This window comes from Maribellus sediminis, from assembly GCF_011799805.1.
Classification (GTDB): Bacteria; Bacteroidota; Bacteroidia; order Bacteroidales; family Prolixibacteraceae; genus Draconibacterium; species Draconibacterium sediminis_A.
The window spans coordinates 300,770-313,926 of sequence record NZ_WXUB01000005.1; the positions used below are offsets into that span (position 1 = coordinate 300,770).

At 43.4% G+C, this 13,157-nt stretch carries 9 protein-coding genes; 2 read left to right on the forward strand and 7 right to left on the reverse strand.

Annotation, left to right across the window (positions count from 1 at the left end; genetic code table 11):
* Positions 1–9: 9 nt before the first annotated feature.
* Positions 10–1,536, reverse strand: a complete 1,527-nt coding sequence (locus tag HFD85_RS18825; protein ID WP_167613376.1) for a DUF4301 family protein — start codon at positions 1,534–1,536, stop codon at positions 10–12.
* Between the two features lie 162 nt (positions 1,537–1,698).
* Here HFD85_RS18825 and mnmL point away from each other — a divergent pair, with 162 nt between their 5' ends.
* Positions 1,699–2,640, forward strand: a complete 942-nt coding sequence (gene mnmL / locus HFD85_RS18830) for a tRNA modification radical SAM protein MnmL/YtqA (RefSeq protein ID WP_167613378.1) — start codon at positions 1,699–1,701, stop codon at positions 2,638–2,640.
* Positions 2,641–2,838: 198 nt separating this feature from the next.
* Here mnmL and HFD85_RS18835 read toward each other — a convergent pair whose 3' ends face one another.
* From HFD85_RS18835 to HFD85_RS18850, 4 genes are all read right to left on the reverse strand, one after another.
* Positions 2,839–5,160: a GH92 family glycosyl hydrolase gene (locus tag HFD85_RS18835; protein WP_167613380.1), complete on the reverse strand. Its 2,322-nt coding sequence runs from the start codon at positions 5,158–5,160 to the stop codon at positions 2,839–2,841.
* A 125-nt stretch (positions 5,161–5,285) separates the two neighbouring features.
* Positions 5,286–5,708 (reverse strand): PAS domain-containing protein, encoded by a 423-nt coding sequence (locus tag HFD85_RS18840; protein WP_167613382.1) that lies wholly within the window; start codon positions 5,706–5,708, stop codon positions 5,286–5,288.
* A gap of 515 nt (positions 5,709–6,223) precedes the next feature.
* Positions 6,224–6,979 carry a DUF4197 domain-containing protein gene (locus HFD85_RS18845; protein ID WP_167613384.1) on the reverse strand — a complete coding sequence of 252 codons (756 nt, stop codon included), beginning with the start codon at positions 6,977–6,979 and terminating at the stop codon, positions 6,224–6,226.
* Positions 6,980–7,000: 21 nt separating this feature from the next.
* Entirely contained in the window at positions 7,001–8,836 is a 1,836-nt protein-coding gene (locus HFD85_RS18850; RefSeq protein WP_206082022.1) for a YgiQ family radical SAM protein, read from the reverse strand.
* A gap of 205 nt (positions 8,837–9,041) precedes the next feature.
* On the opposite strand from HFD85_RS18850, the gene HFD85_RS18855 reads away from it, so the two are divergent.
* Positions 9,042–10,820, forward strand: coding sequence for a GNAT family N-acyltransferase (locus HFD85_RS18855; RefSeq protein ID WP_167613386.1), 1,779 nt, complete (start codon positions 9,042–9,044; stop codon positions 10,818–10,820).
* A 409-nt stretch (positions 10,821–11,229) separates the two neighbouring features.
* Here HFD85_RS18855 and HFD85_RS18860 read toward each other — a convergent pair whose 3' ends face one another.
* Entirely contained in the window at positions 11,230–11,430 is a 201-nt protein-coding gene (locus tag HFD85_RS18860; RefSeq protein ID WP_167613388.1) for a YwbE family protein, read from the reverse strand.
* A 1-nt stretch (position 11,431) separates the two neighbouring features.
* Positions 11,432–13,045 carry an ABC-F family ATP-binding cassette domain-containing protein gene (locus HFD85_RS18865; RefSeq protein WP_167613390.1) on the reverse strand — a complete coding sequence of 538 codons (1,614 nt, stop codon included), beginning with the start codon at positions 13,043–13,045 and terminating at the stop codon, positions 11,432–11,434.
* Between the last annotated feature and the right edge of the window lie 112 nt (positions 13,046–13,157).

Here is a 13,157-nt window from a genome sequence, read left to right on the forward strand (position 1 = left end):
AAAAACCGGTTAAAGATGCTGATCTCTAAGCAGATCGTTTACCGTTTTAACAGGGTTAAAGGTCTCGATCGGAACTTCAACAAATAGCGTATTCCAGTCGCTCATAGCGCCGTTCCACAGACCAGGTAATTCCTGTGCTTTTAGTTCTTTTCCGTCTTTTGATTTTTTTGAAATAAAACCCGTCGCCGGATCCGTATATTTTGTCAAATCGTATTTTTCGTGCCTGTAATTTTTTACACCACAAACCAAATCAACCGGGTTGAAGTGCGTGGCGTGTTTGGCAATGGTCTGTTGCTGAACGCTGTCGGGATCGATCTGCGAACTTTCAACAACCTGCAGCGAAACAGTGCCGTCGGCATTTTGTGCCCAGAATGGCCCTCCACCGGGTTCGCCTTCGTTTCTTACCATTCCGCAAACGCGCAAAGGGCGGTTCAGCTTTTCTTTCAGGTAGTGGTAGAGTTCTTCTTTTTCAGTATAATACTGACTTTCGGCCGGTTTTGTATTCAGCGTATTTTCCAAAAAGTTAGCTACCTCGGCCAGAAAGGCACTTTCCAACGCTACATAATGCTTCTCATTCAGCTCTTTCTGATAGATAAAAAGTTTTGCCTGGTGTTTCAATAGAACTCCGGCTAGTGCTTTTTTATAATCGATGGTTGCCAGCTTCAAATGATCGGGCACCACATTGTCAATGTTCTTGATAAAAATAATGTCGGCATTCAGATCGTTCAGGTTCTCGATGAGCGCACCGTGTCCTCCCGGGCGGAACAACAACGAGTCGTCATCGTTTCTGAACGGTTCATTGTTCATATCAACAGCAATGGTATCGGTTGATGGTTTTTGCTGACTAAAGCTCACATCGAATTTTACGTCGAGTTCTCTCTCGTATTTTTCTCTAACGGAGGCAAAAAGTGTTTCAAAACCTGCCTGATGTTCCGGCGAAACAGTAAAATGTATGCGTACATTTCTGTCCCTGTCGCAGGCATATTTGGCTCCTTCTACCAGGTGCTCTTCGAATGGTGTACGCGCGCCGTGTTTGTATGAGTGGAACTTCAGCAAACCCTTTGGTTTACTGCCGTATCCCAGACCTGAATCACCCAGTAAAAAATCGATTTTGTTTTTTACGGTGGCTTCCATCCCTGCTTTTTCTATACTTGCTTTCAGCTCGTCGGCAAAAGCAAATTTGTCGAGTTCTGCAATGTACTGGGCAGCGTCTTTATTTGCACTCAGCACTTCATCTTCCGGTTTTGTTTCGCAGGCTTCCGAAGCTTCAAACAATGCTTTAAACATACGACTGGCAGCACCCGATGCAGGTACAAACTTCAGTGGTTTTGTTCCCCCGGCTACTTTCTCGTCGTAAAGCGCCATGCGTTTTTGCAGCGTCTCTTCGTTTAATTTAATGATGCCGTTTCCAACGGACGCGGCTTCTTCTATGGGTAAGTATGGAAATCCTTTTTTGAAATTTTCGATCTGTGTCAGAACGGTCTTTGTCTCACTCCCTCTTTGTTTTATCAGTAACTTATCCTTTTCTGAGAACATATTGTATCGTTTAAGATCAGTTTAAAATTAGGTATTTGATTCCTGAATTGAAACCGATTTCAGGTCTGATTGTGCCGAAAGTTTTCAATATTTGTTGATAAGTTTTTGTAACCCTGAGAGCTACTGATTTTTATCTATTTTTGTGACCTTAAATTAAAGTTAATGAATTTGGGGATTTATAGCTGGGGACACGAACGACGTTACAATGATTTTCCGACCTATTTCAGGAACCTGTTTTCGGAGCGGGTGCAAAAGGTTTCAATTGATGCCGGATTCACCTGCCCGAACCGCGATGGCTCGAAGGGTGTTGGAGGATGCACCTATTGTAATAACAAAACGTTTAAACCCACCTATTGTAATCTCGAAAACAGTGTAAGTAGCCAGGTGCAAAAAGGCATCGATTTTTTTGCGAAGAAATACAAGTCGATGAAATTTCTGGCCTACTTTCAGGCCTACACTAATACTTATGCGCCCCTCGACGATTTGAGACTTTTGTACGAAGAGGCGCTGGAACACCCCAAGATTGTTGGCCTCGTTATTTCTACACGTCCCGATGCGGTGTATCCCGAGCTGCTGGATTACCTGGCCGAATTGAGTAAAAAAGTATATGTTATGGTAGAATTCGGTGTTGAATCGCACCTTGACCGAACGCTGGAAAGCATTAACCGCGGACATACTTTTGCTGAATCGGTTTGGGCAATGGAAGAAACGGCGAAACGTGGGATCAACAATTGCGCGCACATGATTCTGGGATTGCCGGGTGAAAGCCACGAAGATTTGATGGAGCAGGCCCGGGTTATTTCACAACTGCCTGTTAAAAACCTGAAACTGCACCAACTGCAAATTCATAAACGCACAGTGCTGGAAAAGCAATTTAGCGAGAGCCCGGAACGATTTAGATTGTACACAGCAGAAGAATACACCGACCTGGTGGTTGATTACCTCGAATTGCTGAATCCGGCGATTATTGTTGAGCGTTTTATAAGTCAGGCGCCATACGATATGCTGATCGCACCAAAGTGGGGACTCAAAAACTTTGAATTTGTAGCCAAAGTTGAGAAGCGTCTTTCCGAAAGAGATACGTGGCAAGGGAGGTTATTTTAATAAGCAAATGTTACGAAACCAATCGTTTTTCTGTTCTCAATTCTCCCCTTGAGGGGAATCAGAGGGCTGATTTTGTGATCTAGAAGAAAATCTAAGTTTGAAAACACTGTGGTACTTAGAACTTCTTCGTGGCTCTTTGTGTACCGTTTTTTTGTTACAATAAGAACCACAAAGTAGACACTAAGAACCTCAAAAGTCTTAAATCTTTGGTTTGTCACTCATGTAAAATTTCAACTCACCACCATTAATAATATAGCTGTGTTTGATCGACAGTGAATTCAAAACCTCACCGTTCAACTCCACTTTTTCGACGTACACATTTTCCGGACTTTGATTCACAGCCTCAATTTTTAATGTTTTTCCGTTATCAAGCTTTAGGGTTGCCGATTTTACCATTGGGCTTCCCAAAGCGTATTCATCAGAGCCGGGAAGGACAGGATAGAATCCCAGCGAACTGAAAATATACCAGGCACTCATCTGGCCGGCATCGTCGTTTCCGCAAAGACCATCTACTTTGTTTTTATACATGGTGTCGAGGATCATCCGCACCCGTTCCTGTGTTTTCCACGGCTGGTTGGTCCAGTTGTATAAATACGGAATATGATGCCCCGGTTCGTTACCGTGTACATAATTTCCGATCATTCCATCGCGGGTAATGTCTTCGTTCTTTTCAATGTATTTATCGGCCACCTCGGTAGAAAAAAGCTCATCAAGTTGAGCTGCAAATTTGTCTTTTCCGCCCATCAGAGCCACCATCGTGTCGATCTGCTGAGGTACATAAAGCCCGTAGTTCCACGCATTTCCTTCAATAAAACCCTGGCCGTGAGTATCCATCGGATCAAATTCTGCGCGCCAGGACCCATCTTCGTGTTTGGGCCGCATAAAACCAATTTGGCTGTCGTAAACATTTCTGTACGATTCCGAACGCTTCATGTATTCAACGTAGACATCGGTTTTTCCGAGTTTTTTCGCTAGCTGGGCAATGCACCAGTCGTTGTAGGCATACTCGAGTGTAAGCGAAACCGAGTACGGACTGCCTTCTTCCGAAACATAGCCTTGTTCCATATACTCCCCAATTCCGTTAAAATATGCCACTTTTGAAGTACTGATGCAGGCATCAAGTGCTTTTTCAAGATCGGCATCGGTAGTTTCTTTGGCAAAAGCATCGGCAATTACCGAAACCGAATGGTAACCGATCATACACCAGTTTTCGTTGGCATAGTGGCTCCAGATCGGAAGCATGTGGTGTACGCTTTGCTCCTGGTGGGCCAGCATTGATTTTACCATGTCGCTGTTGCGCTGCGGATCCAGAATATTAAAAAGCGGATGCAGTGCCCGGTAGGTATCCCAAAGCGAGAAAATGGTGTAGTTGGTAAAACCGTCGCTTTGATGAATATTCTGGTCGAGACCGAGGTATTGCCCGTCGACATCTTCGTAAATAATGGGGCTGAGTTTCGAGTGGTAAAGAGCCGTGTAAAAGGAATACAATTCTTCCTCCGTAGAAGTTACCACATCCACTTTTGCGAGTTCCTCGTTCCACTTTTGGCGTGCTTCCGTTTTTACAGCTTCAAAATCCCAATCGGGTATTTCAGCCTCCATATTTTTCAGTGCACCTTCGGTACTCACCGATGAAAGTGCAAATTTTATCTTGATTTTTTCATTCTGTTGAGCGTCGAAATTAAAGTAGGCACGAATATTTCTTCCGGCCATTTCAGGGAAATTCTCATCTTCCGAAAAGCGGCGGTAAAATCCGTTGTAGCTTGCCGGGTCGTATTTTTTGTGCCCGTAACTTTCGAAGGGTTTCGAGAATGCCATCGCGAAATAAACCTTGCGGTTGCGTGCCCAGCCCTTTGTTTGCCGGAATCCTGTCACCAGCGAATCGTTTTCAACACGAATAAAGGTCCACACGTTTTTCTCGGGATAATTGTAGATGTTATATACAAGATCGAGCAGAATGTGCGCATCGCCCGGTTCTTCAAACGTGTATTGGTGAAAACCAACACGATCGCTGGCCGTAAGTTCGGCTTTAATATTGTAATCGTCGAGATGAACCTTGTAATAACCCGGTTCGGCAGTTTCTGTGTCGTGTGAAAATTGCGAGTGATAGCCACTTCCCGGCTGATCGGCTTTTCCCGGCTCAAGGTTTAGTTGTCCGGTGGTTGGCATCACCAGAAAATCGCCCAGGTCGGAATGACCGACACCGCTAAAATGTGTATGGCTAAATCCAAAGATCGTATTATCGTCGTATTGGTAACCCGAACAATAACGGTATGTTTCTCCGTTGTACTGACCGTCGATTGAATAGGGTTCCTCGTTGGTGTCCGGACTAAGCTGAACACCTCCAAAAGGCGTGGTGGCGCCGGGGTAGGTATGCCCCATATTTTTAGTGCCCACCATCGGGTTGACATATTTTGCAAGATCGGGTACGGTCGTATTTTCTTTTTTAGAAGGTGTTTGGGTAGGTTGGCACGAAAACAAGGTAAGTGCTGAAACGGTCAGCAGCGCAATTTTCTTAATCATAAGGCTTGTTGTAACAGGTTAATCGTCCGAAGTTTTTTCGAAACGCCTGTAAAGCTATCAAATTTAGGGGAAACGAATAAAGCGAAGAATTAAAAAATACCGGAGATTTGATCCTGAATTACGATTTAATCTATTTTATGTTTCATCGTTCGGTCATCGATAACCACCAGACGGTATTTATGGCCGTCCATCACAACCCGGTGCGAATCGATGTGCAGGTGTTTTGTCTTCACCTTGTTGTTAATCACAAAATCGCGAATCAGTTCCATTTCCGAAATGTTACCCGAAAGCAACTCGCGCAACTGGCAATGTTTACAGAATCCATTGTCTGATACATCGAACTTTTCACGTTGTGTACAGCCCATAACTTCGCAGAACTCGTGATCGATGATATCACCCTTGTCGCTTTTAGTTAATTCCTGAAAAGGCTTGTTAAAGTATCGTACTTTAAAATCGTGATCGGTAAGAAATATGGCTTGCGGGTGGTGTTCTATCAGTTGGTTGACCAGGTCGTTGGCCTCTTCAACTCTGCAAAATTCTAATCTCATGACGCTCAAGTTTTACAGGTTAGTAACTGTTGGCTGATCTGCAGCAATGAAAATTGAGTAAATTGAAATTAGGCATTATTCGCCAATAATTCAATCAAACATGTTTAAGAAGCTAAAAAAATGCTGATTGCAAGAAGTCGGAAGACAGATGCCGAGGTAATAAGGAACTGTTCTTTAAAAGAGAGAACAGTTCCCTAGAACTAGGATCCCTGATCCTCGCTGCTTCATAATTCTAAATCTTCAATCCCTGCCCGTCCATTCAGGCGGGTCAAACAACGTTTATAATTCTGGATTAGAATGTTGGTTGGTGAATGTAGTTTGGAAAATGAGATACCTCTCCGTCAATTGCCGGATCGGGATGACAATTGCTAAATTTGATTCGCGGCACCAGATAATTCACATACTAATTACAGATCATTTAGCGCCGCGAGTTCAGAACATACATTGTCATTCCGAAGGAGGTACGACTGAGGAATCTAATACACGAAGCTCAAAGCTCAAAGCTCAGAGCTTTCTTATTTATCCACCGAACCAAACACACGTTTCAGCAGCGTTGTTACCCGTGCTGCAGGATTTTCGCGGATCTGTTTTTCTTCGGCTGCAATTTTCAAAAATAAACCGTCCAGCGCTTTTTGTGTCAGGTAATCTTCCAGTTCAGTATCCACCGGTTTTAATCCGGCAAATTGTCCGGCCACGCTGTTGGCTATTTTGTTGTATTTCCCTGTAAGTGAATCCCAGCTTTCTTTTGTTGAAATGTTGCCAACCAGGTCTTTCTCAACCGATGCTTTAATTTTGGGTTGATACAATTGAAACAACTGGTCGTAGGTGGTTGTGTACAGATACTTGGTTGCTGCATTTTCGTTACCATTTAAAATTCCCATGGCATCAGAAAAAGACATGCTTTTAATGCTGTTCACAAAAATAGGAGCGGCTTCTTTGGCAGCATCCTCGGCTGCCCGGTTAATGTGTAGCAGTACGTCTTCAACCAGGTCCTCGCCGCCGGGTATTTTTTTGATGTTATCAACGATAATATCCGCTTCGGGTGGTAGCATTATTTTTACCAGTTCATCCTTGTAATACGCGTCAACCGTGCCCAATAGGTCTGCTGAATTATTTGCTCCGGTGATCAGGGCTTCTTTTAAACCGGCAATTATTTCGTTTTGACTTAAAGGTGCATTCATGTCGAGTGTTTGTTGTGCCAGTTGTGTTAACTCAGCACAACTACTCAGGAAAATGGCAAGCAGCAAAGGAAGAACTCTTTTAACGATCATAACTTAACAGGGTTTTATGTCTTATTTTTTGAATAGTTTTTTCACCAGGTCGCTGCGTCCTTTTCGTTCCAGGTCGTTTTTAATCGAATTTCTGAATTCGTTTTTGTACCAGAAAAAGAACTTTCGCTGATTTTCCTTATCGTGCTTGTTTTTGGCAGTATAAATTTTCTCCATGGTGTAGGGGTGATAACCAGAATAATACACGACGGTTGCCAAAGTCATTGGTGTTGGGGTAAAATCCTGAACCTGTTCAAGCTTGAAATTCATTTGCTTCGTTTTTATGGCCAGGTCGGCCATGTCCTCCGACTTGCTGCCGGGATGACTCGAAATGAAATAAGGGATCAGTTGTTGGTTCAGGTTTTCCTCCTCGTTTATTTTTTTGAATTCTTCATTCAGCTCCTCAAACAATTTGAACGAAGGTTTTCGCATAAACTTCAATACCTCGTCGGATGAATGTTCGGGTGCCACTTTTAAGCGCCCCGAAACATGATGTTTGATCACTTCGCGCAGGTATTCTTTGTTTACCTGGTTTACTTCTTCGTCCCTTGTTTTTTCAAGGATCATATCGTAACGGATTCCGCTGCCAATAAAGGCTTTTTTTACTTTCGGGTGCTGGCGAACTTTTCGGTACAGATCGAGCATGGGTTTGTGGCTTACATCGAGGTTTTTGCAAACCGTTGGAAAAATACAGGAAGGGCGTTTGCACTTTTTGCAAATTTCCTCGTGGATGCCCTTCATTTTGTACATGTTCGCCGACGGTCCGCCAAGGTCGGAAATGTAGCCTTTGAAATCGGGCATTTGCGTTACTTGCTCAACTTCTTTCAGAACCGATTTTTCGGAACGGCTGGCAATGAATTTCCCCTGGTGTGCCGAAATGGTGCAAAAAGTACAGCCCCCAAAACAGCCGCGGTGGATGTTTATTGAGTGCCGTATCATTTCGTAAGCAGGTATGGTTTCCTTGTTGTGGTAACGCGGGTGAGGAAGCCGGGTATACGGCAGATCGTAAATGCGGTCAATCTCGTTTTCCTTAAAAGTTGGCCACGGCGGATTTACCACGATCTTTTTATTTCCGATGCGCTGAATCAGCTTTTTGGCCTCCATCTTGTTCGATTCCTCTTCAATGTGCATGAAATTTCGTGCATATTCCTTTTTATCGAGAAGACAGGTTTCGTGCGAAGCCAGTTCCAGTTCGTCCCAGTTCTTTTTGGTGGCGTAACTTTCGTTTTCGTCAACCAGGAAAACGGTTTGCGGAATGCTGGTTAAAGTATTGATTGGGATGCCACGTTTAACTAACCGGGCAAATTCAAGAATCGATTTTTCGCCCATGCCGTAAAAAAGCAGATCGGCCTGTGTATCCACCAATATCGATGGCATCAGTTTATCCGACCAGTAATCGTAATGAGTTACACGGCGCAGCGATGCTTCAATTCCGCCAATTACGATCGGAACTTCGGGATACAATTCTTTTAATATTTTCGAATAGGTGATGGTGGCATAATCGGGCCTTTGTCCCGACCGTCCGCCCGGTGTGTATGCATCGTTGTGGCGTTTGCGTTTCCCGGCGGTGTAGTGGTTTACCATGGAGTCCATGTTTCCGCCGGTAACGGCAAAAAACAGGTTGGGTTTTCCCAGTTTTTTGAAATCGCGAAGATCGTCTTTCCAGTTGGGTTGTGGTACAATGGCAACTCGCAGCCCCTCGTGTTCAAGCACGCGCCCGATAACGGCAGCGCCAAATGAGGGATGATCGATGTAGGCATCGCCGGTAAACAATATCACATCGATGTCGCTCCACCCCAGTTGTTCAACTTCTTTTTTCGATGTGGGTAGCCAAAGGCTTTTATCTAAATTAATATCCAATGTTCAAGCTTTTATTCAACTATAACAAACTCGCGACAAATATGATCAAAAAAATGCAGGCAAACGTACTATCTTGCTGTAATTCTGTCCGCTACATGCAGTTTTTAAAGGCATTTGAAAAATATGGCAGTAAAAATTTATAATCCAAAAAACATTCTATTTTTGTACAGGAACTAAACTTGATTGTTACCGTAAGCAGCAATAAATGGAATTACTTAATCCGAAGGATTTATTCAGGGATCGTCCGGCCGCACACACCAGTGGTGATTATTTTGCCAAATTCCTAATGTATATTTTACGCTATAACAAGTTAAATAAGTTGTATAGCCAGATTGCTGAAAAGAGTGGCGTCAGTTTTATCGATGAATTGATTAAGACCCTTGAATTCAATATTGAATTTGATGAAAGTCAGCTTAAAAAAATTCCAAAAGAAGGCCCGCTAATTATTGTTGCCAATCACCCGCTAGGTGGTTTCGACGGACTTCTGCTGATAAAATATATTTCGATGGTTCGGAGCGATGTAAAAGTGCTGGCGAACTTTCTGCTCCGGAGGATCGAGCCTGTTGCTAATTATTTCTTATCTGAAAATTCATTTGAAGATGGTAATGGAGCCGGTGGCTGGGAAGAAGCGTTGGAGCATCTTCAGAACAATGGTGTTTTGTGCTTGTTTCCTGCGATCGATCTGAATTCAAAAGATACTTTTGATGGTGTTAGCGACCGCGTCTGGCAGTTTCCATTTGTAAAGTTTATTCGAAAAGCTAATGTGCCGGTGGTACCGGTTTTATTCCAGGGAACGAACAGCCGTTTGTTGCATTTTTTTGCCAAGATCCATCCAACCTTGCAAAATGCACGCATGCCTTCAGAGCTGTTAAGCAAGAAGCATAAAAATATTAAAATACGCATCGGCAGTGCTATTCCGATAGACGAACAAGAAAGGTTTTGCGACATCTATCAATTTGGACGTTATTTGCGCGCCAGGACTTATGGCATGGAATCGGACATCGAGGTGAAACGTTTCTTTAATTATTCGATGAAACCGTCGGGAAAGCCACAACCGATAATAGATCCGGTTCCGTTGGAAAAAATATTGAAAGAGATCCAGGCGATTAAGGCCGACGGAACCTTGTTCAAACTTAAAAATTACATTGCATATTGTGCTCCTTCAAACCGTATTCCGAATATCCTGAATGAGATCGGCCGCCTGCGCGAAGTTACTTTTCGTGAGGTAGGTGAGGGCACCAATAACAGCATCGATATTGATGAGTTTGATTTGTATTATTACCAGTTGTTTATCTGGGATGAGGATGAACAACGCCTGGTTGGCGCCTACCGTTTGGGGAAAGGACTCGATATAATGGAACAGTACGGGCGACGCGGATTTTATTTACATACCTTGTTCCGGATCGACGAGAAATTTAAGCCGGTTTTAAAGGAGAGTATCGAACTGGGGCGCTCGTTTGTAATTCGCGAATACCAGAAGAAACCTATGCCGTTGTTCCTGTTGTGGAAAGGAATTTTGTATTTTCTGCTAAAGAATCCCGAGTATCGCTACCTGATCGGGCCGGTGAGCATCAGCAATAATTATTCAAAAGTCTCCAAAGATCTGATCATTCGCTTTATCATGCGAAATCACCTTGACTGGAAACTGGCGCAGAACATTAAACCAAGAAACAGCTACAAATTTAAAAGCGATAATACCGATCTGAACCTGCTGATGGAGAACATGGATCGCGACATCAACCGGCTCGACAAAACCATTGGCGATCTGGATGAGCTCAATTCAGGCTTGCCTGTTTTGCTGAAAAAATACATTAAGCTGAATGCCAAGATAATAGGATTCAATGTGGATCCGAAATTCAATAATTGCCTCGACGGACTGATCGTACTTGATGTTTACGATGTACCGAAAAGTACCATCGAGTCCTTATCAAAAGAAGCTAACGACGGATCGATCCTCGATCGTTTTTACGGAAACCGGGAATAGGAGGGAGTGAGCAGTTCTCAGTGTTCAGTCTCAGAATACAGTTTTCTTTTGGGAGTTTGCAATCCGACAATTTTTAAGTTTTTCCAACCATACCGGGTTGTTGATTTGTTGCTTGTGTCGATATTACTATAATCAAATCCATACCGGATTGCATCATGAATCAACGCAGTATGCGTTCGATTTTTATAGCAGAAGACATATGAAAAAATCTTAAAATCCTGTAGGGGTTTGGTAAGTAGATTTAATGATTGACGCATTATCGCATTGAATCAATTCTTCGTCCGTCAATCCTTCAAATTAGCTCGTAGAAAGAGCAGTAAGAAAGAAGCTGGGAGCTATTCATAAAAAAATGGCACCTGGTTCTGAATTGTCTCAGAAACGGATGCCATCCTTATTTTGCTGAAGGTAGTTATTCTTCCTCCAGAATGTTTTTTACCCTTCCAACCTGGCCATCCTCGAGCATTACTTTTATGCCATGCGGGTGAATGGTTGATTTGGTGAGAATTCTTTTAACCACGCCCTCGGTGAGTTCACCGCTTCGTTGGTCTTTTTTTAATACAATTTCTACCAGTAGTCCCGGTTTAATGTTTCTACGCTGTTTTCCGTCCATATTATGAATACATTTTTTCGCGCAGTTCATGAATGCGCTCGTCTGTAATATAATCGTCGTAGTTCATTAGTTTGTCAATAATTCCGTTTGGCGTTAGTTCGATTACACGGTCGCACACCGATGAAATAAAAGTGTGGTCGTGCGACGACATAAAAATGTTACCCGGATAAGTGATCAGGTTATTGTTGAATGCCTGAATCGATTCCAGGTCGAGGTGGTTGGTAGGTGTATCAAGTATCAGTGCATTGGCTTCCTGCAGCTGCATTCTGGCAATCATACATCGCATTTTTTCACCTCCCGACAGTACTTTCACTTTCTTGTAAATTTCTTCGCCGGCAAACAACATCCGGCCCAGGTATTGGCGAACAAATACTTCGGTAGTATCGTTGGTGAACTGGCAAAACCAGTCGAATAGTGTTTTTTCACTTTGGAAAAAACCAGAATTATCGATTGGTAAATAGGCCGTGGTAATGGTTTGTCCCCATTGGTAAGTTCCCGAATCAGCTTTGCGATTTCCGTTAATGATCTCGAACAGCGCAGTCATGGCACGGTGGTCACGCGACAGGAAAATGATTTTCTCTCCTTTTTCGGCGGTAAAAGTCACGTCTTTAAAAAGTGTCACTCCGTCAATACTTGCACTCAGATCTTCCACATCCAGAATACGGTCGCCTGCTTCACGTTCCGGTCTAAAAATAATGCCCGGATATTTACGGGTCGATGGCTGAATGTCTTCCACATTCAGTTTTTCCAGCATCTTTTTACGGCTAGTGGTTTGTTTCGACTTGGCTACGTTGGCGCTAAAACGGGCAATAAATTCCTGAAGTTCTTTCTTTTTCTCTTCGGCTTTCTTATTCTGAGCCGATTGCTGACGCAGCGCAAGCTGGCTACTTTCGTACCAGAAACTGTAGTTTCCGGCAAACATTTTAATTTGGCCAAAATCGATGTCGATGGTTTGCGTACTTACGGCATCCAAAAAGTGACGGTCGTGCGATACAACCAAAACCGTGTTTTCGTAATTCGCCAGGTAATTCTCGAGCCAAATTACGGTTTCCAGGTCAAGGTCGTTGGTAGGCTCATCGAGCAGCAGGTTGTCGGGATTACCAAACAAAGCCTGCGCCAACAGCACACGTACTTTCTGGTTACCGCTCATGTCCTTCATTTGGGTATAGTGGTATTCTTCTTTAATCCCCAGGTTGCTAAGCAGTGTAGCTGCGTCGTTCTCGGCATTCCAACCTCCCATATCGCCAAATTGTTCTTCCAGTTCGGCTGCTTTAATTCCGTCTTCTTCCGAAAAATCGGGTTTGTTGTACAGGTCGTTCTTTTCCTGCATCAGGTCCCAGAGTTCGGTATGACCTTTCATTACAGTATCGAGTACCGTAAAATCATCAAACGCGAAGTGATCCTGACGCAACACTGAAAGACGTTCACCCGAGCCAAGCATTACCTTCCCCGAAGTGGCATCGATATCGCCCGATATTGCCTTTAAAAATGTTGATTTTCCGGCGCCGTTGGCACCAATCACACCATAGCAGTTACCGGGTGTAAATTTCAGATTCACATCCTGAAACAAAACACGCTTTCCAAATTGAATACTTAAATTCGATACTGTAATCATTTTCTAATCCTTTTTATCATTTACCCCTCTAAAAGGGCGCGCAAAGCTAAGGAATTATTTCAGTACCAAAACAAGTTAAACCCATATAGGTTTATCTTAAATCTAAACTTAA